This is a genomic window from Amycolatopsis anabasis (assembly GCF_009765355.1).
Classification (GTDB): domain Bacteria; phylum Actinomycetota; class Actinomycetes; order Mycobacteriales; family Pseudonocardiaceae; genus Amycolatopsis; species Amycolatopsis anabasis.
In genome coordinates this window covers 147,497-169,591 of record NZ_VTHK01000007.1, presented here as the reverse complement: position 1 = coordinate 169,591, position 22,095 = coordinate 147,497, and the positions used below count along the sequence as shown (strand labels likewise).

Annotated in this window: 23 protein-coding genes and 1 pseudogene; 16 read left to right on the top strand and 8 right to left on the bottom strand. The window is 70.7% G+C overall.

Annotated elements, in window-relative coordinates:
• Positions 1-65: 65 nt before the first annotated feature.
• A complete protein-coding gene (locus FXO23_RS11720) occupies positions 66-971 on the top strand; it encodes a LysR family transcriptional regulator (protein WP_158883874.1) in 906 nt (301 codons plus the stop codon).
• 233 nt (positions 972-1,204) lie between these two features.
• Here FXO23_RS11720 and FXO23_RS11715 read toward each other — a convergent pair whose 3' ends face one another.
• From FXO23_RS11715 to FXO23_RS11705, 3 genes are all read right to left on the bottom strand, one after another.
• Positions 1,205-2,395, bottom strand: a complete 1,191-nt coding sequence (locus tag FXO23_RS11715) for an alpha/beta hydrolase (RefSeq protein WP_158883872.1) — start codon at positions 2,393-2,395, stop codon at positions 1,205-1,207.
• Positions 2,395-3,300, bottom strand: a complete 906-nt coding sequence (locus FXO23_RS11710) for an alpha/beta hydrolase (RefSeq protein ID WP_158883870.1) — start codon at positions 3,298-3,300, stop codon at positions 2,395-2,397. Before FXO23_RS11710 ends, FXO23_RS11715 begins: the two co-directional genes overlap by 1 nt.
• 141 nt (positions 3,301-3,441) lie before the next feature.
• Positions 3,442-4,959, bottom strand: coding sequence for a bifunctional phosphatase PAP2/diacylglycerol kinase family protein (locus tag FXO23_RS11705; protein WP_158883868.1), 1,518 nt, complete (start codon positions 4,957-4,959; stop codon positions 3,442-3,444).
• A gap of 78 nt (positions 4,960-5,037) precedes the next feature.
• Here FXO23_RS11705 and pafA point away from each other — a divergent pair, with 78 nt between their 5' ends.
• The 3 genes from pafA to FXO23_RS11690 all read left to right on the top strand — a co-directional run bounded on the left by pafA (position 5,038) and on the right by FXO23_RS11690 (position 8,284).
• On the top strand, positions 5,038-6,396 hold the full coding sequence (gene pafA / locus FXO23_RS11700) for a Pup--protein ligase (protein ID WP_158883867.1): 1,359 nt from the start codon (positions 5,038-5,040) through the stop codon (positions 6,394-6,396).
• Between the two features lie 377 nt (positions 6,397-6,773).
• Entirely contained in the window at positions 6,774-7,352 is a 579-nt protein-coding gene (locus tag FXO23_RS11695; RefSeq protein ID WP_246257159.1) for a DUF4865 family protein, read from the top strand.
• Positions 7,349-8,284 (top strand): phosphotriesterase family protein, encoded by a 936-nt coding sequence (locus FXO23_RS11690; RefSeq protein WP_246257150.1) that lies wholly within the window; start codon positions 7,349-7,351, stop codon positions 8,282-8,284. The genes FXO23_RS11695 and FXO23_RS11690 overlap by 4 nt, the downstream gene beginning before the upstream one ends.
• 4 nt (positions 8,285-8,288) lie before the next feature.
• Here FXO23_RS11690 and FXO23_RS11685 read toward each other — a convergent pair whose 3' ends face one another.
• Entirely contained in the window at positions 8,289-8,897 is a 609-nt protein-coding gene (locus FXO23_RS11685; protein WP_158883863.1) for a TetR/AcrR family transcriptional regulator, read from the bottom strand.
• Positions 8,898-8,968: 71 nt separating this feature from the next.
• Here FXO23_RS11685 and FXO23_RS11680 point away from each other — a divergent pair, with 71 nt between their 5' ends.
• The 3 genes and pseudogenes from FXO23_RS11680 to FXO23_RS11670 all read left to right on the top strand — a co-directional run.
• Positions 8,969-9,823, top strand: a complete 855-nt coding sequence (locus FXO23_RS11680; protein ID WP_158883861.1) for an alpha/beta fold hydrolase — start codon at positions 8,969-8,971, stop codon at positions 9,821-9,823.
• Between the two features lie 484 nt (positions 9,824-10,307).
• Positions 10,308-10,562, top strand: a complete 255-nt coding sequence (locus tag FXO23_RS11675; RefSeq protein WP_158883859.1) for a hypothetical protein — start codon at positions 10,308-10,310, stop codon at positions 10,560-10,562.
• Positions 10,563-10,615: 53 nt separating this feature from the next.
• Positions 10,616-10,735 (top strand): annotated as a pseudogene (locus tag FXO23_RS11670) (zinc-binding dehydrogenase); the annotation flags it as partial.
• Positions 10,736-10,835: 100 nt separating this feature from the next.
• Here the strand turns inward: FXO23_RS11670 and FXO23_RS11665 are convergent.
• Positions 10,836-11,378, bottom strand: a complete 543-nt coding sequence (locus tag FXO23_RS11665; protein WP_158883857.1) for a hypothetical protein — start codon at positions 11,376-11,378, stop codon at positions 10,836-10,838.
• Between the two features lie 49 nt (positions 11,379-11,427).
• Positions 11,428-13,617, bottom strand: coding sequence for an MMPL family transporter (locus FXO23_RS11660; protein ID WP_158883855.1), 2,190 nt, complete (start codon positions 13,615-13,617; stop codon positions 11,428-11,430).
• A gap of 81 nt (positions 13,618-13,698) precedes the next feature.
• Between FXO23_RS11660 and FXO23_RS11655 the strand changes: the two genes are divergently transcribed.
• Positions 13,699-14,397, top strand: a complete 699-nt coding sequence (locus FXO23_RS11655) for a TetR/AcrR family transcriptional regulator (RefSeq protein WP_158883853.1) — start codon at positions 13,699-13,701, stop codon at positions 14,395-14,397.
• On the opposite strand, the gene FXO23_RS11650 is transcribed toward FXO23_RS11655, so the two are convergent.
• On the bottom strand, positions 14,394-15,104 hold the full coding sequence (locus FXO23_RS11650; protein WP_158883851.1) for an SDR family oxidoreductase: 711 nt from the start codon (positions 15,102-15,104) through the stop codon (positions 14,394-14,396). The two genes, FXO23_RS11655 and FXO23_RS11650, sit on opposite strands and share 4 nt — an antisense overlap.
• Positions 15,105-15,184: 80 nt before the next feature.
• Between FXO23_RS11650 and FXO23_RS11645 the strand changes: the two genes are divergently transcribed.
• Both FXO23_RS11645 and FXO23_RS11640 read left to right on the top strand, forming a co-directional pair.
• Entirely contained in the window at positions 15,185-15,559 is a 375-nt protein-coding gene (locus FXO23_RS11645) for a PH domain-containing protein (RefSeq protein ID WP_158883849.1), read from the top strand.
• A gap of 20 nt (positions 15,560-15,579) precedes the next feature.
• Positions 15,580-16,620 carry a WD40/YVTN/BNR-like repeat-containing protein gene (locus FXO23_RS11640; protein WP_158883847.1) on the top strand — a complete coding sequence of 347 codons (1,041 nt, stop codon included), beginning with the start codon at positions 15,580-15,582 and terminating at the stop codon, positions 16,618-16,620.
• 14 nt (positions 16,621-16,634) lie between these two features.
• Here the strand turns inward: FXO23_RS11640 and FXO23_RS11635 are convergent, their stop codons facing one another.
• Positions 16,635-17,411, bottom strand: coding sequence for a VOC family protein (locus FXO23_RS11635; RefSeq protein ID WP_158883845.1), 777 nt, complete (start codon positions 17,409-17,411; stop codon positions 16,635-16,637).
• Positions 17,412-17,645: 234 nt separating this feature from the next.
• Between FXO23_RS11635 and FXO23_RS11630 the strand changes: the two genes are divergently transcribed.
• Genes FXO23_RS11630 through FXO23_RS11610 form a run of 6 tightly spaced genes read left to right on the top strand, consistent with a single transcriptional unit; the run spans position 17,646 to position 22,049 of the window.
• Positions 17,646-18,626: a helix-turn-helix transcriptional regulator gene (locus tag FXO23_RS11630; RefSeq protein WP_158883843.1), complete on the top strand. Its 981-nt coding sequence runs from the start codon at positions 17,646-17,648 to the stop codon at positions 18,624-18,626.
• On the top strand, positions 18,623-19,603 hold the full coding sequence (locus FXO23_RS11625) for a helix-turn-helix transcriptional regulator (protein WP_158883841.1): 981 nt from the start codon (positions 18,623-18,625) through the stop codon (positions 19,601-19,603). Before FXO23_RS11630 ends, FXO23_RS11625 begins: the two co-directional genes overlap by 4 nt.
• Before the next feature lie 10 nt (positions 19,604-19,613).
• Positions 19,614-19,826 carry a bacteriophage holin gene (locus FXO23_RS50730; protein ID WP_179956745.1) on the top strand — a complete coding sequence of 71 codons (213 nt, stop codon included), beginning with the start codon at positions 19,614-19,616 and terminating at the stop codon, positions 19,824-19,826.
• Between the two features lie 31 nt (positions 19,827-19,857).
• Complete coding sequence (tatA, locus tag FXO23_RS11620; protein ID WP_158883839.1) at positions 19,858-20,175, top strand: Sec-independent protein translocase subunit TatA; 318 nt, start codon at positions 19,858-19,860, stop codon at positions 20,173-20,175.
• Positions 20,176-20,193: 18 nt separating this feature from the next.
• Positions 20,194-21,168, top strand: coding sequence for a twin-arginine translocase subunit TatC (gene tatC / locus FXO23_RS11615; RefSeq protein WP_158883837.1), 975 nt, complete (start codon positions 20,194-20,196; stop codon positions 21,166-21,168).
• The gene (locus FXO23_RS11610) at positions 21,168-22,049 is read left to right on the top strand and encodes a diacylglycerol/lipid kinase family protein (RefSeq protein ID WP_158883835.1); all 882 of its coding nucleotides are present in this window, start codon (positions 21,168-21,170) and stop codon (positions 22,047-22,049) included. Before tatC ends, FXO23_RS11610 begins: the two co-directional genes overlap by 1 nt.
• Positions 22,050-22,095: the final 46 nt, after the last annotated feature.

Genomic DNA, 22,095 nt, shown 5'->3' with positions numbered 1-22,095 from the left:
AACCCTTCCGCTTCGCGCAAGCGGCGTCCAACACAGCGTTCCTGCAGCGGTTACAGTCTGGGCCTGTGAGCCCCGAGCTGAGGCAGTTGCGGTACTTCACGGCGGTTGCCGAGGAGCTGAGCTTCACCCGTGCCGCGGCGCGCCTGAACATCGCGCAACAGTCGTTGTCGCAACAGATCAACGCCCTGGAGCGGGCTCTCGGCGCCAAGCTGCTCGACCGGGACAACCGCGGCACCCGGCTCTCCGAGATCGGGCGGGTGTTCCTGCCGGAAGCCCAGGCGGTGCTCGACCGCGCGGACCGGGCGGTCGAAACGGTCGGCCGCGCGGTCCGCGGCGAGGTGGGGCGGCTCGATCTCGCCTTCCTGTCCTCGGCCGCGAACTTCCTGCTGCCGCCGGTGGTTCGTGCCGTCCGGCAGCGGTTTCCCGACATCGAGCTGACGACGGACGCGGTGAGCATCGGCGAACTGGTGACCGGTCTGCGCGAGGGGCGGTACGACGCGGCGTTCAGCCGTCCACCGCTCGTGGACGATCTCGCCGAGCAGCCGTTGATCACCGAACGGGTCTGCGTGGTCCTGCCGGAAGACCACCACCTCGCCGACCGGACCGAACTGCGGCTCGCCGATCTCGCCGGGGAGCCCTGGGTGCTCACCCCCCGCAGTTCGTGGCCGCCGTGGCACCGCAAGTACGACCAGGACTTCGCGAACGCGGGATTCGAACCGAACGTGGTGCAGCGGGCCGCGAGCGTGCAGAACCTGCTCGGGCTGGTCGCCGCGGGCGTCGGGATAACGCGGCTGGCGCAGTCGGCGCACAGCCTGCGCCGCACCGGGGTGGTGTTCGTCCCCCTGGCGGGCGAATCGGCGAGCACGGTCGCGGTGTGGCGGCCGGACGCCGAGAAACCCGCGTTGCGGAGCCTGCTCGCGGTGGTCACCGAACTGGCCGCCGACGGAACCGACCTCACCCAGGCCGGATGACGCGCACGCGATCCATGGTCCAGCGGTCCGGACTCGGCACACCTCGATGCCCCGAACGTGCCCTTCACACCGTATCCAGGGTGGCGAAGTCGGTGGGGGCCTGCTCGATCGCCTCTGGGTAGGCCTCTCGCTTGGCGTGCCCGGTCTGGCGTGCGGTCAGGACTGGTTCAGGGCCCGTTCGATCGCGCGAGCGGCGCACCTGGAAACTCCTCGGCGAACTGGCTACCGCGTAGCTAGCGGTGGAAGTGCTGATCGGCGAAGACCAGGAGGTAGGGGAGGGTGGCGCGGGCGGTGTGCCAGGTGTGGTTGAAACCGTGCTCGGAATGCACCGCCGCCTCCTGCCCGCGGGCCTGCAGCGCGGACGCGATGCGACGCGCGGTCGCCACGTCGGTCGGGGCTCCGGTGCCCACCGCGAGCATCACCGCCACCGGCTGGGGGAACGGCATGGTCGGCAGGTACGTCCGCGGGGTGTTCGCCCGCAATGCGGCCTGGTCGCCGCCGAGCAGGCCCGCGTCGTCGGTCAGCGAGTCGTAGGGCAGCGTGCTGAGCAGGGTCGCGAACTGGTCCAGGTGGTGCAGCCCGACGTTGAGCGCGCAGAACGCGCCGCCGGACATCCCGCCGAGCGCCCGGCCGTTCCGGTTCGCGACCGTCCGGTACTGCTGGTCGATCGTCGGCACCACGGTCTGGGAAAGGTAGCTCTCCAGCTGGGGGCCGCGCGGCACGTTGAGACATTCCCAGTCCTGGCTGGGTTTGCCCGCGGTCATGTCCACGCTGACCACGATCATCGGCGCCACGACGTGCTGTTCGATGAGCATCCGCAGGGTCGTCGGCGCGTCGCCCGCGGTGAGCCAGTCCTCCGGGCCGCCGTACGGATAGCCGTGGATCAGGTAGACAACGGGATAGCGGCGGCCGGCGTTGGCCGGGGCGCCGTATCCCGGCGGCAGCACCACGAAGGTCTTGCCCGCCGGGATGCCGTGCGCCGGATCGGCGATGTTGAGCTGGTCGATCCGCATGCCGCTCGGATCGGTCCGGGGCGCGCGGTCCTTGCCACCCGGCTGCCGCGCGTCACCGGGACCGTCGGTGCCGGTCGAACCGTCGTCGAGCAGGACGCCCAGCGCGTTGATCGCGCCCGTGCCGCGTTGCAGGAGGCGGCCGAGGTCGTGGCCGGTGCGGACGAACCCGACGTAACTGTTGACCGCGGTGACGCCCGCGAGCAGCAGGCAGCACACCGCGGCGGCGGCGCTCCAGCGCCGGAGGCGCCTGCGGTGGGACAGGCAGACCGCGACAGTGAGCAGCACGACGCCCCAGGCGGCCAGCGTCCACCAGATCAGCGGCGACTCCAGCGGTCCGAGGTCGCGGACATGCCGGGAGATGTCGTCCGGGATGTCCGGTACCTTCGGATCGACGGCGGTCCAGGGCAGCATCACGGCTGCACCGCCAATCCCATGCGCGCGGTGAGCCAGTCCAGCGACTGGGCGAAGGCGGCGGTCCACACGTCCCAGTCGTGCCCGCCGGGCAGCGGCAGCCACCGCACGTTCATCCCGGCGTTCCGGCAGGCCTCGTACACCGCCCGTTGTTCGGCGGTGTACGGTTCGTCGTCCTCGCCGACCGCGATCGTTCCCGCGGAATGGGGAAACCGCGTTTTCCGCAGAATCGCCAGCGGATCCTGGCGTGCGTAGGCGGCCGAATCGCCGTGGAAAACCTCGTCCACCGCATTCTGCACGGTGTCGTGCATGGGTTGCTTTTCGCCGGAGAAGTCCAGAAAAGTCGGGAATCGCGCCGGATGCCGGACGGCGAGTTCATACGCGCAGGTGCCGCCGTAGGAGAATCCGCCGACCGCCCAGGTGCGGGAATCGGGGTCGACGCGCAGGTGCTCGTCGACCCAGGCCGGCACGTCCTGGCTGAGGTACTGGTCGACGTTGCCCAGCGGGCTGTCCATGCAGAGCAGGTCCTCGTTGTCGACACCGGTGTCGTCCGGGGCGACCACCACCGGCGCCCGGCCGCCGTGCCGGGCGGCGAACGCGTCGAGTTCCTCGCGCACCCGGCCGTGGTCGAACCAGTCGTCCGTGCTGCCCGGGACGCCGGCGAGCAGGAACAACACCGGCAGCGGCCGTTCGGCTTCGCGTCCGTAGGCGGGCGGCAGGTACACCTTCGCCGCGCGGGCCCGGAACCCGGAGGCGGTGCCCGGGATGGTCACCGTGGACAGTTCGCCGCCGTCCGGGGCGGGTTCGGGATGGGCCGCGGGAGGTGGCGAGCAACTGCCGGCGAACAGTGCCAGCACGATCGACGCCGCGCGAGCCACCGAACGGCGCCGACTGGTCGTACGCATCAAAACCCCTCGCCCCTGTTCTTCCGCACCCCTATCCGTAGGAGAAAGACGTTCCATCGGGGGAGAAGTTGACCGGGATTCCTGAGGATCTGATGAGAATAGATTCAAGAACCGGCAATGCCGAGTTGTGTGAAATCCGGATCAGGTGTGGCGTTCGCGTTCGGTGTGCGGGGCGCCGAGCCGGTAGATCGTCAGTGCGCTCGGCCGGGACCGGAAGCGGAACTCGTTGCCGAGCGGGCCGACCTCGCCGTCAGTGGCGACCCGCCGGTTGGCGTCGAGCAGGCGCACGGTCAGCTCCGGCAGGTCGGCCTGCCGGTACACGTGGCTCGTGGTGAGCGTGTTGGTGATCAGGGCGAGCACGAACCGGGCCCGCGAGTACGGCAGGTCGGCCCGCAGGTAGCGCACGTCCAGCAGCCCGGTGTCCAGGCAGGGCCGCCGGGTGGGCCCGAAGCCCTTCGGCGCGTACGTGCCGTTCCCGACGAACAGCATCCACACCGACGCGTTCCTGCCGTTCAGCGTGACCCGCAACGGGCGGGCGTGGCGCAGCGTGCGGATGGTGGCGATCACCATGGCGGGCCATTTCGGGTAGTGCTGCTGGAGCTTCTCGCGCAACCGCACCATCTCCGGGTAACCGCCGAGGCTGGCCGTGTTGACGAACCAGCGGCGCTCGGTGCCGCTGGTCCCGTTGACCTCCACCTCGCCGAGATCGACCCCGACCGCCAAGCCGGCCTCGGTGGCCGCGTCCGCGTCCGGCATCGAGTGCACCCCGACGTCCCGGGCGAAGTGGTTCAGCGTCCCGGCCGGGATGAGCGCGAGCGGCAGCTGGTGGTCGGCGGCCACCGAAGCGACCGCGGCGACCGTGCCGTCACCCCCCGCCACGCCGAGCGCGCGCACCCGGCCGTCGCGGGCCCGGATCTCGTCGGCGAGCTGGGTCCGGATGTCCTTGCCCGAATCCGGGTACACCAGGGTCGCCTTCGGCCAGGCGAACCGCACGTCCTCGGTCGGATCCTCGGACTCCACACCGGAGCCCGGGTTGACCAGGGCGAGCATGTCCTCGCCGTCCCGCATGACCGGGGCTTCGGCGCGGTGCGCGGTGTGCGCGGGCGTGTCCGGGTGCAGCGGCCACCAGTGCCGGGTCAGCAGGGCCGCGCCGACGCCGATCAACGCACCGGCGCCGACATCGCTCGGCCAGTGGACGCCGGTGTGCACGCGCGAGTAGGCGACGGCGGCGGCCAGCGGGGCCACCGCGAGGCCGGTGGCGGGCGATTCCATGGTCACCGCGGTCGCGAACGCGGCGGCCGAGGCCGCGTGGCCGGACGGGAACGAGGACGAGGTCGGCCGCCGGGTGAGCCTGCGGTGTTCGGGCACCTCTTCGGCGGCGGGGCGGCGGCGGGGGAAGAGCGGCTTGCCGAGCAGGTTCGCGGAGGCGCTGGCCCCGGCGATCGCGGCCACTCCGCGTAACGCGCCACGCCGGGCCGGGCCCTTGCGGGCGGCCAGCAGGGCGGCGACGACCCACCAGAGACGCCCCTTGTTGGCGGATTTCGTCAGCAGCGTGAGCGCGCGGTCCGCGGGGGTTGGAGGGAGCGCCGCGCTGCGCCGGACCAGGGCACGGTCGGTGTGGCCGACCTGGCGTAACGGCTTCCTCAGGTGGTTGAACACGTTCGGCAACGTAGCTCACCGCGTGTCGCCGCCCGAACGGCGCACCGCCTGAGGGGGTGGAGCGCCTAGGCTTATGTCATGCAGCGGCGGATCTTTGGCATCGAGACCGAGTTCGGGGTCACCTGCACCTTTCACGGGCAGCGCAGGCTCTCGCCCGACGAGGTGGCCAGGTACCTGTTTCGACGCGTCGTGTCCTGGGGACGGTCGTCCAACGTATTCCTGTCCAACGGCTCGCGCCTGTATCTCGACGTGGGATCGCATCCGGAGTACGCCACGGCGGAGTGCGACGACCTGACCCAGCTGGTCACGCACGACAAGGCCGGTGAGCGGATCCTGGAGGATCTGCTGGTCGACGCCGAGCGCAGGCTGGCGGACGAGGGCATCGGCGGCGACATCTTCCTGTTCAAGAACAACACCGATTCGGCGGGCAACTCCTACGGCTGCCACGAGAACTACCTGGTCGGCCGGGCGGGGGAGTTCTCCCGGATCGCCGACGTGCTGCTGCCGTTCCTGGTCACCCGGCAGCTGATCTGCGGGGCCGGGAAGGTGCTGCAGACCCCGCGCGGGGCGGTGTACTGCCTGTCCCAGCGTGCGGAACACATCTGGGAGGGCGTGTCGAGCGCCACAACCCGGTCGCGGCCGATCATCAACACCCGCGACGAGCCGCACGCCGATGCGGAGCGTTACCGGCGGCTGCACGTCATCGTGGGCGACTCGAACATGGCCGAGCCGACCACGCTGCTCAAGGTCGGTGCGGCGAACCTGGTGCTCGAGATGATCGAGCAGGGCGTGCAGTTCCGGGACTTCACGCTGGACAACCCGATCCGCGCGATCCGGGAGATCAGCCACGACCTGACCGGGTGCCGCCAGGTGCGCCTCGCCGGGGGCCGGGAGGCGTCCGCGCTGGAGATCCAGCGCGAGTACTACGCCCGCGCGGTGCAGCACGTGGAGGCGAACGGGTCCGGGCCGACCGCCGAACGGGTCGTCGAGCTGTGGGGCCGCGCGCTGGACGCGGTCGAGCAGCAGGACTTCAGCAAGATCGACACCGAGATCGACTGGGCGATCAAGCACCGGATGGTGGAGCGTTACCGGGCCAAGCACAACCTGGACTTGTCCAGCCCCCGCGTCGCGCAGCTGGATCTGGCCTACCACGACATCCGGCGCGGGCGGGGCATCTTCGACCTGCTCCAGCGCAAGGGGCTGGTGCACCGCGTCACCGACGACGGTGAGATCGAGCTGGCCAAGGACACCCCGCCGCAGACCACCCGGGCGAAGCTGCGCGGTGACTTCATCGCCGCCGCGCAGGCCGCCGGGCGGGACTTCACCGTGGACTGGGTGCACCTCAAGCTGAACGACCAGGCGCAGCGGACCGTGCTCTGTAAGGACCCGTTCCGCGCCGTGGACGAGCGGGTGGAACGGCTGATCGGTTCGCTGTAGCGCGCAGGTAGAGGAAGCCGAGTCTCCGCTCCGACCTCCCCGCGGGAACCGCCCACGATGGGCGGATACCGAGTAGGGAGGTACCTCCGATACAAGCTCGGACCGGTGCAGGCGGCGGCGAAGGGGGTCCGTCGCCGCGGTCAACGATCCGGACGGCAACCGGGTCAGCGGTTCAGCAGGTTCGACCTGGTCAGCCCCTGCCGCGTCGGGGAAGGGCTACCGGGTTGACTCTTGTCCGGCGGCGGGCGCGGGAAACGCTGCTTGACCAGGTGAATCGCTGGATTGGCGCAGCCTGGCGCACTACTGTACCTACTAGTATGTACAGTAGTGCCGCTGACGGAGATGTCCGACCGGACGGGAGAAACCCCTTGTACGCCATGCAATACGAGATCACCCTGCCCGCCGACTACGACATGGGCATCATCCGCGACCGGGTGGCGGCCAGGGGTGCGCTGCTGGACGGGTTCGACGGGCTGGGGCTCAAGGCCTACGGCATCCGCGAGCGGGGGAGCGGCGGCTCGCCGGTCAATCAATACGCGCCGTTCTACCTGTGGAATTCGATTCGCGGGATGAACCGGTTCCTGTGGGGCGGCGGCGGATTCCGCGGGATCCACGACGATTTCGGCCGGCCCGCCGTGCACCATTGGACCGGGGCCGCCTTCCAGCGAGGCCCGGACCACGCGGCGACTCCCCGGACCGCGATCCGGCACACCGAGCCCCTTCCCGCGGCGGTCGATCCGGCCGAGTTCGTGGCCGGGGCGCTCGCCGCCTTCGACGCGGAAGCCGCCGCGCCGGGCGTGCACTCCAGCGCGCTCGCCGTCGATCCCCGGCACTGGGAACTCGTGCGCTTCACGCTCTGGGCGGAGCCACCCGCCGAGGCGCCGGGCACGCGGTACGAGGTGCTGCACCTGTCCGCACCGGAACTCACCGCCCTCGAAACGGGACGGCACTGGTGAGCGCGGTCCGGACCGTGCTCGGCGACATTCCCGCCGCGGAGCTGGGGGTCTGCGACGCGCACGATCACCTCTTCTTCGCCAGCCCGGTGCTGGCGGGTCAGGAACTCGACGATCCGGCCGCGGCCGAACGGGAGTTGCGGTCGTTCCGCGAACTGGGCGGTCGCGCGGTGATCCAGTGGACCCCGTTCGGGCTGCGGCGGCGAGCGGACGTACTCGCGGAGACCGCCCGGCGCGGCGGAGTGCACCTCGTGGCGGCCACCGGATTGCACCAGGCCGCGCACTATCCGCCGGAGCTGCTGGCCCGGGTCCGCGGGAGGCTCGCCGAACTGTTCGTCGGCGAGCTCACCCACGGCCTGCGCCGCGATGAGGATCCGGACGGGCCCGCCGGGCCGGTGCGAGCCGGGATGATCAAGGTCGCGGGCGCCTTCCACGGCGTCGACGAGCATGCGCGGGCCGTGCTGATCGCCGCCGCCGAGGCACACCACGCGACCGGCGCCCCGATCGGCGTGCACCTGGAACTGGGCACCGCCGGTCCGGAGGTCCTCGAGCTGCTCTGCGGCGACCTGGAAGTGCCCGCGGACCGGGTGATCCTCGGGCACCTGAACCGCTCGCCGGACCTGCGCGTGCAGCGCGCGCTCGCCGAGGCCGGGGCGTTCCTCGCCTTCGACGGGCCGTCGCGGGCGAACCACGCCACGGACTGGCGCCTCTTCGACGAACTCGCCGCACTCGTGGCGGCCGGGCACGCGGACCAGATCCTGCTCGGCGGCGATACGACCACGGCCGCCGCCCGGGCCTCGACCGGTGGCGGACCCGGGATGCCGTTCCTGCTGCGGAGCCTGCGCCCGCGGCTCGAGGCGGACCTGGGTCCGGCCGTCGTGACGAAGTTCTTCGTGGACAACCCGGCCCGCGCGTTCGCCGCCGAGTGGCGATGAGCGGTCACCGGCTCCCGCGTTCGAGCGCGCTGCGGGTGAGGTCGACCATGGACTGACCGGCGGCGCGGAGCGGCTCCCCGCTGCGCTGCGCCCGGCTCAGCACGAACGCGCCTTCCAGAATGGAAATCATGGCCAGGGCGAGCCTGCGGGCTTCCGACTCGTCGGGTACGAATCGCCCGAACCACTTCGCCCCTTCCGTCACCCATTCGGTGAATACGTCGGCCGTGGCGGTGCGCAGGGTTTCGTTGGTGCTCGCCACTTCCAGGGCGACGGTCGCGATCGGGCAGGCGTCCGCGTAATCCGTCGCCGCGAGGTCCTCGGCGGCCGCGCGGAAAGCGACTTCGAGTGCCTCCAGGGGATCCGGGACGCTTTCGAGCAGGGCATGCACCACGCGCATGTACTCCGGACCGGTGCTGCGGATGACGTCCTCGACCAGCTCGTCCTTGCCGCCGGGGAAGAAGTGGTAAATGGAGCCGAACGGCGCGTGCGACTCGGCGGCGATCTGCTTGAGGCCGGTGCCCGGGTAGCCCTGCCGGCGGAACAACCGCGCGGCCGCCTCCCGGATCCTCGTCCGGGTGTCCGGATTCCCGGCATCAGCGCGTCCGCTCGCCACGGCTCGACCTCCTCGACAGTGCCCTGCCCTCCAGGTTAGCCTATTAGAACGATCTATCTAGTGGAGGCGACATGCCGCGGATCGAACTGTCAGCCGGGCCGATCGACTACGTCGACACGGGTGGTTCCGGGCCCGTTCTGGTGTTCACGCACGGCTTTCCGATGAACGAGTCGCAGTGGCGCAAGGTGCTCCCGCTGCTGCCCGGCTACCGCTGCATCCTGCCGACGCTGCCGCTGGGCGCCCACCGGCAACCGATGAACCCCGGCGCCGACCTGTCCCAGCGCGGCCAGGCGCTCCTGCTCGCCGAGTTCCTGGAGCGGCTCGACCTGACCGGGGTCACGCTGATCATGAACGACTGGGGCGGCCCCCAGTTCCTGGTCTCCGAGGGCAAGGCGGATCGGGTCGGCCGGCTGGTCATGGTCGCGTGCGAGGCGTTCGACAACTTCCCGCCCAAACCCGCCCGGCCCATGGTGACGTTGGCGAGGATGCCGGGCGGGGTGTGGTTGCTGATGCGGCTGCTGCGCACGAAGTTCTTCCGCCACAACCCGCGGACCTACGGCGTGCTGAGCAAGCGCGGGATACCCGACGACGTGCTCGACGACTGGTTCGCGCCGGCTACCCGCAGCCGCGCGATTCGCCGCGATCTCGCCAAGTTCGCGATCTCGGCGCCGCGCCGGGAGGTGCTGCTGGAATGGAGCGGGCGCCTGCGCGAGTTCGACCGGCCGGCGCTGGTCGTCTGGGCTCCCGACGACGGCATGATGCCGCACGACCACGGCCGGCGGCTGGCCGAACTCCTGCCCCAGGGCCGTCTGGTCGAGATCCGGGACTCGTCGACGTTGATCCCGGAAGACCAGCCCGAACGTCTCGCCGAAGTGCTGGTGAAGTTCCTGGCCGACACCGGCGCGGCCGCGGAGCGCACCGGCTAGCGTCCGCACCCGCCGCCGGATTCGCTGCCGGACGCGATCGGAAAGTTCAAGTCTTTCGTAGCCAGTGGGCTTTCCCTACCGTGGAATGCGCCACGTGCCTACGGCGTCTGGCAGCGGGGAATCTCATCGACCGGATAGAGGAATACATTTATGCCATGCCGGGCGACCGCGGCCGGAACAATGGAAGGCAGGATTTCGGTTCCGGGGGGAAGGGTTTGGTATCGCAGGATGGGCAGCGGTGGTGTACCGCTGCTCCTGGTCCACGGTGGGCCCGGTTATCCGAGTGACGTGTTGTTCGAGGCGTTCGAGCCGCTTGCCCGGGATCGTGAGGTCGTCTGGTACGACCAGCTGGGGTGGGGCGCTCGGATCGCATCGAGGACACCGCGCTGCTGACGGTGGACCGTTTCCTGGACGAACTCGGCGCGGTGACCGAGGGTCTCTCGGCCTGGCGCGGCCACACGTCTACGGCCACTCCTGGGGCGCCATGCTCGGTCTGCAGTTCGCGGCGGAGCGCGCACCGGAGTGGACGAGCCTGGTCTGCGCCAACGGCCTGGCCAGCGTGCCACGGTTCGAGGCAGAGGTCCGGGGCCTGCTGGCGACCCTGCCCGGCGATGTGCTCGACCGTACCTACGGTCGCGAGCTGCGGGGCGAGACGGACGACCCGGACTACCAGGTTGCCCAGACGGAGTACCTGCGTGCGTGGTGCGCACCGCCACGCCGCGGCTTGTCCCGGAGCTGATGAGCCTGACGACGTTCCGGACGATGATCGGGCAGGCCGACTACCACGTCACCGTCGAACAGGGCAGGCTTCGGGTCCACGTGCAGGAGACCTTCCCGTTCGAGCGCGTCGCCGACGCGCACCGGCTGCTCGACGGCGGTCACCTCCAGGGCAAGCTCGTCCTCACCGTCTGATCCCGTCTGACGTTTCCCGCGCCGCGCCGGTCTGTGCCTCGGAGACCGACTCAGATCGGCTGGAGCGTGCCGAGCGACGAGCTGACACCGAAGTACGTTTTCACTCGGATTTCAGGTTCAGGATTGCGGTGCCGTTGGAGATATCCTTTACAGTCACCGTTTGTTTGACATACATACCCGGAATATCCTCCGGTTCTCCCGAGCACGATGTGTGCGCCAGCCCGCTGGCGTTGTTCCCGTGGAAGGCGGTTGTGCAGCCCTTCTTGATGGTGGCGCTGAGACTGGGCCCGGCGGGGAGGGCCATGCTCACCTCAACGCTGTCGGCGTTCACCTTCTGCACCGTAAAGGGACCGGCGTCGATCGGAGATTCGGACAACGTGATCGTGACCGGTTTGGACACAGCGATTTCACAGTCGCCGCCCAAACAGGCGTTGTAGTTCGTACCGTTCTGGGCGCTCGGCTGGATCGAGGTCGGGACGGCCGAGCTGCTGATTGCGGAACTGGCTGCGCTCTTCGAGGCAGTGTGCGGCGCGCTTGCGGAACCGGTGCCACCCACCTGCGCGCTTCCGCAGCCCACCAAGACACCTGTCGCCAGGAGCGCACCCGCCGTGGTGGCCAGGCAACGGAATGTCGCAGTCGTCATGTCGCGATGATGCGCCACCGCACGGGGACCGGTCCCAACATCGACAAGGCTAGACGGGCACCCGTTCGGCCTCCGGTCGCGGCGGATCGGTTTCGCTCAGCCCGAAGCGGTCGTGCAGGCGGCGCAGCGGTCCCGGCGCCCACCACGCCCGGTCGCCGAGCAGCCGCATCCCGGCCGGGACCAGGATGCCGCGGATCAGCGTGGCGTCGATGAGGATGGCGAGCCCGGTGCCGAGGCCGAACAGCTGGATGAAACTGACCCCGCTGGTGGCGAACGCGAACACGCTCACCGCCATCAGGGCCGCGGCCGCGCTGACGATGCGTCCGGTGTGGGAGAGCCCGTGCACCACGGCATCCCGGGTGTTCGCGCCGAGTTCGCGGGTTTCCTTGATCCGGCTGAGCACGAACACCTCGTAGTCCATGGACAGTCCGAAGGCGATGCAGAACAGCAGCACGAGCATGCTCATGTCCAGGGGCATCGGGGTGAAGCCGAGCACCGAGGACAGCCCGCCGTCCTGGAAGATCAGCACCATCACGCCGAGGGTCGCGGACAGGCTGAGGACGTTGAACAGCAGGGCCCGCAGCGGCTGGAACACGCCGCCGGTGAACAGGAACAGCAGCACGAACGTGGTGAGCGCGATCAGCGCGGCGGCGAACGGCAGCCGCTCGCCGATCGTGTCCTTGCTGTCCAGGAGCTGGGCCGCGCCGCCGCCGACCAGGGTCCCGGTCCCGTCCGGCGGGGCGGTGGCGCGGACCGCGGTGACCACGTCCTGCGCCGCCGCCGAGCGGGCTTCGGCCCGGGTGATCACGTTCAGGCGCTGGGCGTCCGGCCGGGCCAGCGCCGCGTCGGCCGGACTCGCCCCGATGAACTGGCCGTTCGCATACGTCCCGGCACTGGAGTTCACCGCGGCCACCCCGGGCAGCCGGGACAGGCGCCGGGCATAACCGTCCACTTCGGACCAAGCGGCGCCGCCGGTGGTGACGACCTCGATCGCGCGGCTGTTGTCGGCGGGGAAGTGGGCGCGCAACGTGTCGCCGACGACCCGGGTGGGCGCGCTTTCCGGCAGCACCCGGTCGTCCGGGCTGCCGAACTCCACTCGCAGCAGCGGCGCCGCGGCGATCAGCAGCAGGACGATCACCGGGGCGGCGGTGAGCACCGGGCGGCGCAGCGCGGTCGCCGCGAGCTTGCCCCAGAACGGGGAGAACGTGCCGGGGGAGCGGCGCCGGGCCCAGGGCAGGCGGCCCGCGTTGACCCGCGAGCCGAGGACGACAAGCAATGCGGGCAGCGCCAGCAGCGCACCGGCCACGGCGATGATGATCACGCCGATCCCCGCGTAGGCGAACGAGCGCAGGAAGTACATCGGGAACAGCAGCAGGGCGGACAGCGCGACGGCGACCGTGGCCGCGCTGAACAAGATCGTGCGGCCCGCGGTTTCCACCGTGCGCACGACCGCGTCCCGGGTCGGTGCTCCGGCCGCGAGTTCTTCGCGGAATCGGCTCACCATCAGCAGGGCGTAGTCGATGCCGAGGGCGAGCCCGAGCGCGGTGGTCAGGTTGATCGCGAAAACGGAGACGTCGGTGACCGAGCCGAGGATCGCGAGTTCGGCGAAGGTGCCCAGGATCGCGATTCCGCCGACGGCGAGCGGCAGCAGCGCGGCGACGGCACTGCCGAAGGCGAGGACCAGCAGCACCAGCACGACCGGCACCGCGATCGACTCGGCCAGCGCCAGGTCCGCGCCCACCTGCCCGCCGATGTCGCGCCCGGCGGCCGCGCCACCGCCGACGGTCACCGAGATCGGGCCGCGATCACCGCCGTAGCGCTCGGCGACCCGTTCCAGACCGGTTTCGCCGCCGGTCAGCCGCGCGACGACGAGTGCGTACCGGCCGTCATCGGAGCGCAGGGGCGGTACTGCGGTGCGCCAGTACGAGGTCACCCCGGCCAGATCGGGGTCCGCGGCGAGCCGGTCGGTGAGCTGCGTGCCCGCCGAACTCACCGCGGGACCGTCCACCGTGCCCTCGTGCGCGGCGACCAGGAAGACCAGGTCCGCCGCGCCGCCGAACCGGGCGTTGACGAGGTCGGCGGCCTGGCTGGATTCGGCGGCCGGATCGCTGAAGCCCTGCGACTTCAGCTTGCCGAAGGCGGTGAAGCCGAGCGCGCCGGCGGCGACCAGGACCAGGAGCGTGCCGGCGAGAATGCCCCGGGCGTGGCCGACGGCGAACCGGCCGAGGCTGGTGAACATGGCGCCCCCACGGAAGTTGACGGCCGCAAACTTTGCGGGTGTCAACTTGCCACGGATGTGTACGGGTGTCAACATTCTTCTGTGAGTTCCTCAGCCCCCGTTCGAACCGCCTACCACCACGGCGATCTGCGCAACGCGTTGATCGCCGCGGCCGCCGAGCTCGCGCAGTCCGGCGGCCCGGCGTCGGTGACGATCCGCGCCGCGGCCAAAACGGTCGGCGTGACTCCCACGGCCGCCTACCGGCATTTCGCGGGGCACGAGGAACTGCTCGCGGCGGCGAAGGAACGGGCACTGGAACTGCTCGCCGAATCGATGAACGCCGAGCTGGCCCGGTTGCCCGAGATCGCGGATCCGGTCCTGCGGGCGCTGGTCAACCTCGCCGCCATCGGCCGCGGTTACCTCAATTTCGCGGACGCCGAACCGGGCCTGTTCCGGACCTGTTTCGCGCACGGTATGGCGATGTCGCCGTCCCCGCGGCGAGCCCGGGAGAACAAGCCGTTCCTGCGGCTGAACGAGGCCATGGACGATCTGGTCGCGGCCGGTTACCTGCCCGCCGAGCGGCGGCCGATGGCGGAGGTGACCGTGTGGTCGGTGGTCCACGGGCTCGCCACGCTGTACCTGGACGGTCCGCTGCGGGCCGCCGAGGAAGGCGCCCGCGACCAGGCGCTGGAACGTTCGGTGGAGATCATCACCGTGGGGCTCGGCGGCGCCCCGCTGCCCGCCGAGTTCGCCGCGATGCTGCAAGCGAGTCTGCGGCCGCCGGAGGGTGAGCGCTCCTAGCGTTCCGGATCCTGGCCGGTCGGGCGGACCACGATCTCGTTCACGTCCACGCTCGGCGGCTGGTCGAGCGCGAAGCACACCGCGCGGGCGATGTCGTCCGGTTCGAGCGTCGGCTTGGCGCGCTGTTCGTCGGTGATCATTTCGGTGTCCACCAGGCCCGGCTGGATCAGCGTCACCCGCACGCCGGTGCCGACGGCCTCCGCGCGGATGGCCCCGGCGAGCCCGGTGACCGCCCATTTCGTCGCCGAGTACAGGCTCGCCGGGGCCGGGCGGATTCCGCGCCCCGCGACGGAACCGGTGAGCACGAGGTGCCCCGCGGTGCGGGCGAGCGCGGGCAGTGCGGCCCGCGCGGTGATCGCCGGACCGTGGACATTGGTGAGCACCATGTCCCGCCAGCTTTCCGGATCGGCGCCGCCGGTGCCGAAGAAGGAAACCGGGAGCATCAGCCCGGCGTTCGCGAACGCCGCGTCGAGCCGCCCGAACCGGCGCACGGTGGCGTCCACCGCGCCGGAGATCTGGGTCCAGTCGGTCACGTCGGCGCCGACCGCCATCGCGGTGTCCGGGCCGAATTCCTCGACCAGCGGGGCGAGGCTGTCCGCGTTCCGGGACACCAGGGACAGCCGGAAACCGGCCGCGGCCGCGCGACGCGCGGTCGCCGCGCCCAGCCCGCGCGACGCGCCGGTGATCAGCAGAACTCGATCATCCACATCGGCCACCGTAGGGGCCGTGGCCGGGGTGCGCCAAATGGACCAATTCCTCCGGTGGTGCGAGTTGCTAGAGTACCGCCATGATTGACTTCGAGAAGGCTTCCGTTTTCAAGCTCTCTCCCTGCAAACCGAAGGACATCGCGTCCTCGGTCGAGCCGATCATCATTCCGGGGGAGGAACTCGTTTCCTGCTTCAAATCGGTCCGGGATTTCGTGGTGTTCACCAGCAAGCGGCTCATCGCGGTCAACGTGCAGGGAATGACGGGCAAGAAGAAGGATTTCACCTCGCTGCCCTACAGCAGGATCCAGGCCTTTTCGATCGAGACCGCGGGAACATTCGACATGGATGCCGAACTCGAACTCTGGTTCAGCGGTCTCGGCAAGGTCCGCTTGGAATTCAAAGGCAATTCCGACATTCGCCAGATCGGCCAGATGATCGCTTCCTTCGTGCTCTGACCGGATCGAAAGGTGGGGCCATGCGCAGGTGGACCCGATTCTCCCTGGTCTTGGCCGCCGCGCTGCTGGCGGTGGCGGTGCCCGTTTCGGCCGAGGCCGCCGGGCTGGTCTGGCGACCCGTGCCGACCGGGGTGGACGCCCGGCTCCGCGGGCTCGACGCGGTCGACCGGGACACCGCGTGGGCCAGCGGCGGCAAGGGAACCGTGCTGCGGACCGTCGACGGTGGCCGAACCTGGCGGCAGGTGGCCCCGCCGGACACGGCCGGTTTGGACTTCCGCGACGTGGAGGCCTTCGACGCCGACCACGCGGTGGTGCTGTCGATCGGTCCCGGTGCCGCCTCCCGGATCTACACCACGGCCGACGGCGGCGCGCACTGGCGGCTGGCGTTCCGCAACACCGACGAGCGCGCCTTCTACGACTGCCTGACGTTCTTCGACCACCGGCGCGGGCTGGCGATGGGGGATCCGGTCGACGGCAAGTTCACCCTGCTGTCCACTGTGGATGGTGGTGGCAGCTGGCGGCCGGTGCCGGCCGACGGGATGCCGCCCGCGCTGCCCGGCGAGGCCGGGTTCGCGGCGAGTGGTCAGTGCGTGCAGGCCGGATCGAACGGCCGCGACGCCTGGATCGCGACCGGCGGCGGCGAGCGGGCGCGGGTCCTGCGCTCGGCCGACGGCGGGCGGCACTGGGCGGCGGTGGACACCCCGTTGCTGAGCAGCCAGTCGGCGGGGGTGTTCGCGGTGTCCTTCCGCGATTCCCGGCACGGCCTGGCGATCGGCGGCGACTACGCCAAACCGGACGCGGTCGTCCCCGGCCTGGCGATCAGCTCGGACGGCGGCCGGAGCTGGCGGACCCCACCGCACGCACCGGCCGGGTACCGCTCCGGCCTCGCGTGGCTCGGTCCGGTCGCGCTCGCGGTCGGGCCCACCGGCAGCGACCTGAGCCTCGACGGCGGGCGGCACTGGCGGTCGTTCGACACCGGCAGCTTCGACACGGTCAGCTGCGCGCGCCTGGCGTGCTGGGCGGCGGGGGAGCACGGCCGAGCGGCGAAACTCGGCCACTGACCAGCCGCCGGGGATCAGCCGGTCGCGGAGAGGTCGATGATCGCGAACCGCGCGCCCTGGTCGTCGGCGACGTTCGCCATCCGGCCGTACGGGGTGTCGTGCGGTTCGCCGACGACCTCGCCGCCCAGCTTCGCGATCAGGGCCGCGGTCTCGTCGGTGTCCGCCACGCCGAAGTAGGCGGTCCACTGCGCGGGCGTGTCCAGCGGGGTGTCGGCCGTCAGGCCGCCGATCCCGCCGACCTCCCGGTCGCCGACCCGGATGGTCGCGTACTGGAACCCGTTGTCGCCCATGTCGGCGTACTCGTAACCGAACACCGCCGCGTAGAACTTCTTGGCGCCGGGGAAGTCGCGGCTCATCTGCTCGTTCCAGACCAGGGAGCCGGGGACGTTGACAATATCGGCGCCGGTGTGCGTGCCGGACTGCCACAGCCCGAACACGGCACCCTCGACATCGCTCCCGGCGGCCATCCGGCCGAGGTCGAGCACGTCCATGGGCGGTGCGATCACCTGGCCGCCCGCGGGCTGGATCTTGGCGGCGGTCGCGTCCGCGTCGTCCACCGCCAGGTAGGTGGTCCACACGGTCGGCTGCCCCGGGTCCATCTTGGGCATGATCCCGGCGACCGGCTTGCCGTCCAGGTGAGCGACCGCGTAGCCGCCGGTTTCCGGTGGGCCGACCTGAACGTCCCAGCCGAACAGTCCGCGGTAGAAGGACTGCGCCTTGCCGAAATCGTCCACGCCCAGGTCCACCCAGCAGGGTGTCCCTTCCGGCCACGCGGTTTTTCGAACGACCATCGCCTGCTCCTTCCGCCCGGGATTTCTCAGCGCGGGAGTCGACGACCGGGGGAGCGGTGTTACGCCAGGAGCACCAATCGGCCACGAATGCGACCGCGGGTCGTTCTTTCGTGCGCCGCGGTCGCCTCGATGAGCGAATACGTCCGGTCGACACGGAGAGTGAGTGTTCGATTCTCGACGCGCGACGGCCGGACCTCACGATCGGGCTGGACGGAGCGAGCTAGGGTTGTCCCTGTGTCCACCGCCCGCGCGGAGCGCCTGGTCAACCTGGTGCTCGCTCTGCTGTCCACCCGGCAGTACCTGACTGCCGAGCGGATTCGCGGCATCGTGCCCGGATACGCCGACGCCGCCAGCGACGACGCGTTCTTCCGGATGTTCGAACGGGACAAGACCGAACTCCGCGAGCTGGGCATCCCGCTGGAAACCGGCCGGAACTCGGCATTCGATTCGGTCGAGGGCTACCGGATCGCGCGCCGGGACTACGAACTCGGCGAGATCGACCTGGCGCCGGACGAGGCGGCCGCGGTCGGGCTCGCCGTGCGGCTGTGGGACTCGCCGGAGCTGACCGGGCAGGCGCAGGGCGCGCTGGTGAAGCTGCGCGCCGCCGGGGTGGAGGTCGACCACACCGCGCCGACCGTGGTGGAGTCCCGCGTGCGCACCGAACCGGCGTTCTCGCCGCTGCTGGCCGCGGTGCAGAACAAGCAGGCCGTCCGGTTCGGTTACCGCCGCTCCGGCTCGCCCGAGCGGCTCGTCCGCACGATCGAGCCCTGGGGTGTGGTGTCCTGGCGATCGCGCTGGTACGTGGTCGGCCACGACCGGGATCGCCAGGCGCCCCGCTGCTTCCGCCTGTCCCGGATGCTGGGCGAGGTGCGGACGGTCGGCAAACCGGGGGAGGTGCGCCGGCCGGAGGACGTGAACCTGCTCGAGTTCGTCGCGGGGACCGGTGAACCCGAGACCACGCCGGTGGCCACGGCCAAGGTGTGGATCGCCGACCACCGCGCGGCCGGGGTCCGGCGCCACGCCCGGCTGGTCGGCCGGTTGACCGTCGACGGGGTCGAGGGCGACCTCGCGGAGATCGACCTGTACACCCCGGAACGCGCGGCGGACTGGATCGCCGCGCACGGCCCGGACGTGCTGGTGCTCGAACCGGACGTGCTGGCCAAAACCGTGCAGGACCGGCTGGAGGCCGTCCTGTCGGGGGAGGGCCAACCATGACCGGGTCGACCGAGCGGATGCCGCGGCTGCTCGCGCTCGTGCCGTATCTGCTGGCCCGTCCGGGTATCAAGATCGACGAGGCCGCGCAGGATTTCGGCGTCGCGCCCCGCCAGCTGCGCAAGGACCTCGAGCTGCTCTGGATGTGCGGGCTGCCCGGATACGGCCCCGGCGACCTGATCGACCTGTCGTTCGAGGGCGACACGGTCACCGTGACCTACGACGCCGGGATGAGCCGCCCGCTGCGGCTCACCGGTGGCGAGGCGACCGCGCTGCTGGTCGCGCTGCGGGCGCTCGCCGAAACGCCCGGGCTGCTGGACACGGATTCGGTGCGCCGGGCCATCGCCAAGATCGAGGCCGCCGCGGGGCAGGCGCAGCCCTCGGGCGTGGTGGTCGGGCTCGGGGTCCGGGAACGGGAGGCCACCGCGCGAACCCGGCAGGCGGTGCGCGACGCGCTGCAGGCGGGGCGGGCGTTGCGCATCCGGTACTACACCGCCTCCAAGGACCAGATCACCGAGCGCACCGTCGACCCGATGCGGTTGCTGATCGTCCAGGCCGTCGGCTATCTGGAGGCCTGGTGCCGCCGCGCGGAAGGCGTCCGGTTGTTCCGGCTGGACCGCATCGACGACTTCGAGGTGCTCGACGAGCCCGCGGTGCCGCCCGCGCACGCCGAGCCCAAGGACATCTCCGACGGCGTGTTCACCGAGCGTCCCGAGCAGCCGGAGGCCGAACTCGTCCTCGAACCGGACGCGCGCTGGGTCGCCGAGTACTACCCCTGCGAGGAGCTCGACGAACTGCCGGGGGGCCGCCTGCGGGTGCGGATGCGCTACGGCGACGAGTCCTGGATGGTCCGCCTGGTGCTCGGCCAGGGCGGCGACGCCCGCGTCGAACGGCCCGCTGAGCTGGCGGAAGCCGTTCGTCAACGCGCCGCCGACGCGCTGGCGCGGGCACGTCACCTTCCGTCAACGTTGAACCAGTAGGGTAATCGCCGTGTGGTACTTGCCGAGCATCGCGCTCGCCGTCCTCGGGCTGCTCCTGCTCGGCTTTCTAGTGGTTCGCGTGGTGCGGGTCTTGCGCCGCTTCCAGCACACCATAAGCATGGTTGCTACGGATACGCATGACCGTACGGGGCTGCTGCGTGCTCGCTCGGCGGCGGTACGCGTCGCTCTCGAGCAGCGACGCGGCGCGTCCGCCAACCAGTAAGATCGGTCCTGAACGAGATAGGAGGCCACCCATGCTGAACGGGCTGCAGCCGTGGCACTTGATCATTTTGGTGCTCGTCGTCGTCCTGCTGTTCGGCGCCAAGCGGCTGCCGGACGCCGCCAGGTCCATCGGCAAGTCCATGAAGATCTTCAAGGCCGAGACCAAGGACATGCGCGGCGAGGAGAAGCCGGCGGAGAAGGCCGAAGACGCCGAGACCAAGGCGCTTCCGGCTTCCCAGCAGCAGGCGAAGAACGCGGACCAGCAGGTCGCCGACCTCCAGCGGCAGCTGGACGAGCTGAAGAAGCAGCAGTCGACGACCCCGGCCGATCCGCAGAAGAACGCCAGCTGACGAGAACGGAACCTTCCCGTGGCGGACCCCGCCTCCCGCGAGCCTCGCGGCAGCAAACGCCGCAAACGCAGCCGTCGGCACAATCCCGACGGGACGATGACGCTCATCGAGCACATCTACGAGTTCCGCCGTCGACTGGCGTACGCGTTGCTGTTCGTGGCACTCGGCGGTGTTCTGGGCTTCATCTGGTTCGGCACCAGGGTCGGCCCGATTCCCTCGCTCGGTGACCTGATGACCGGGCCCTACTGTTCGCTGCCCCCGGCGCCGCACGGGGTGCGGGCGGAGTTTCCCGGGCAACCCTGCAGCCTGCTGCAGACGAAGCCCGGCGAAGCGTTCATGATCCAGCTCAAGGTCGGGATCGCGGCCGGAATGGTGCTGCTGGCACCAGGCTGGCTCTACCAGATCTGGGCCTTCATCGCGCCGGGCCTGTACTCCAAGGAGCGCAAGTACGCGCTCACGTTCGTGATGTGCGCGAGCGTGCTGTTCGCCGCCGGCGCGGTGCTCGCCTACGTGGTGATCCCGGGCGCGCTGCGGTTCCTGATCGGCGGCTTCGGCGGTGGGCAGTTCACCGCCGCGCTGGCCGGTGGGGAATACCTCTCCTTCCTGCTCGCGCTGCTGTTGATCTTCGGCGTGAGCTTCGAACTGCCGCTGCTCGTGGTGATGCTCAACCGCGTCGGCGTGCTCAAGTACGCCCAGCTGAAGAAGTGGCGTCGCTACATCATCTTCGCGCTGTTCGTGTTTGCCGCGTTCGCGACGCCGGGCAACGACCCGTTCTCGATGCTCGCGCTCGCGGGCGCGCTGACCGTGCTGTGCGAGATGGCGATCCAGATCGCCCGGCTGCACGACCGCAAGCTGGAACGGCAGCGCAAGGCCGAGGGCCTGGACCAGCTGGCCGACGACGAGGCGGCGCCGTTCGACTACACGCCCAGCACGGTCGACGAAGAGCCACCACCCGCGAAGCCCGCCGCGGGCAGGACCGACGACATCACCTAGTGGGGATCCACGCGGCGCTGGCCGTTCATCCGGATTCCGGGCAGGGCGCGGCGGCCCGGATCGCCGGGACCATCGCGTCCCGGCTGCGCGAGGGCGTCGACCGGCTCGATCTGCTGGTGGCCACCACGGTCGAGGAGTCGCGGGCGCTGATGGCCCGGTCCCACGACGACGGGCTGGACGTTCTCGTGGTGCTCGGCGGGGATGGCGCCGCGCACCAGGGCGTGCAGTTCTGCGCCGCCCGCGGGGTCGCGCTGGGGCTGGTGCCGTCGGGCACCGGGAACGACCTGGCGCGGGCGCTCGGGGTGCCGCCGGATCCGGTGCGCGCGGTCGGTGAACTGGTCGAGGCGTTGCGCTCCGGTCGCCGGCGCCGCCTGGACCTGGGGAAGGTGCGGGACTCCTGGTTCGCGACCGTGCTGTGCGCCGGTTTCGACGCCTCGGTCACCGAACGTGCCAACCGGATGCGCTGGCCGTCCGGACCCCGCCGCTACGACCTGGCCATCCTCGGCGAACTCGCCGCGTTCCGCGCCCGGCCGGTGCTGGTGCGCACCGGCACCGAGGAACTGGAGCTCGAGGCGACCCTGGTCGCGGTCGGCAACACGCCGTTCTACGGGGGCGGGATCCCGGTCTGCCCCGCGGCCCGGCCCGATGACGGCCTGTTCGACGTGACCGTGGTCGGCAAGGCGACCCGGCGGGAGCTGGTGCGCATGCTGCCGAGCCTGCGCGGGGGGAACCACCTCGAACACCCCAAGGTGCGGACGCTGCGGGCCCGGGAGATCAGCCTGGCCGGGAACGACTGGCCCGCCTACGCCGACGGCGAGCCGCTCGGCACGGTCCCGGTGTCGGTGCGCTGCGAACCCGGCGCGCTCTCCGTGGTCGGCTGAACGCGGCGCGATCAGCCCATTCACCCCACGTCGATGTATAACGCCC

Bases quoted from the DNA above. Each gene is read 5' to 3' on its own strand.
- FXO23_RS11675 (WP_158883859.1), top strand. From the start codon at position 10,308: ATGCTCGGTCTGCAGTTCGCGGCGGAGCGCGCACCGGAGTGGACGAGC.
- FXO23_RS11665 (WP_158883857.1), bottom strand. From the start codon at position 11,378: ATGACGACTGCGACATTCCGTTGCCTGGCCACCACGGCGGGTGCGCTC.
- FXO23_RS11635 (WP_158883845.1), bottom strand. From the start codon at position 17,411: ATGGTCGTTCGAAAAACCGCGTGGCCGGAAGGGACACCCTGCTGGGTG.
- FXO23_RS11680 (WP_158883861.1), top strand. From the start codon at position 8,969: ATGCCGCGGATCGAACTGTCAGCCGGGCCGATCGACTACGTCGACACG.
- FXO23_RS11695 (WP_246257159.1), top strand. From the start codon at position 6,774: ATGCAATACGAGATCACCCTGCCCGCCGACTACGACATGGGCATCATC.
- FXO23_RS11625 (WP_158883841.1), top strand. From the start codon at position 18,623: ATGACCGGGTCGACCGAGCGGATGCCGCGGCTGCTCGCGCTCGTGCCG.
- FXO23_RS11640 (WP_158883847.1), top strand. From the start codon at position 15,580: ATGCGCAGGTGGACCCGATTCTCCCTGGTCTTGGCCGCCGCGCTGCTG.
- FXO23_RS11715 (WP_158883872.1), bottom strand. From the start codon at position 2,395: ATGCTGCCCTGGACCGCCGTCGATCCGAAGGTACCGGACATCCCGGAC.
- FXO23_RS11645 (WP_158883849.1), top strand. From the start codon at position 15,185: ATGATTGACTTCGAGAAGGCTTCCGTTTTCAAGCTCTCTCCCTGCAAA.
- FXO23_RS11660 (WP_158883855.1), bottom strand. From the start codon at position 13,617: ATGTTCACCAGCCTCGGCCGGTTCGCCGTCGGCCACGCCCGGGGCATT.
- tatA (WP_158883839.1), top strand. From the start codon at position 19,858: ATGCTGAACGGGCTGCAGCCGTGGCACTTGATCATTTTGGTGCTCGTC.
- FXO23_RS11710 (WP_158883870.1), bottom strand. From the start codon at position 3,300: ATGCGTACGACCAGTCGGCGCCGTTCGGTGGCTCGCGCGGCGTCGATC.
- pafA (WP_158883867.1), top strand. From the start codon at position 5,038: ATGCAGCGGCGGATCTTTGGCATCGAGACCGAGTTCGGGGTCACCTGC.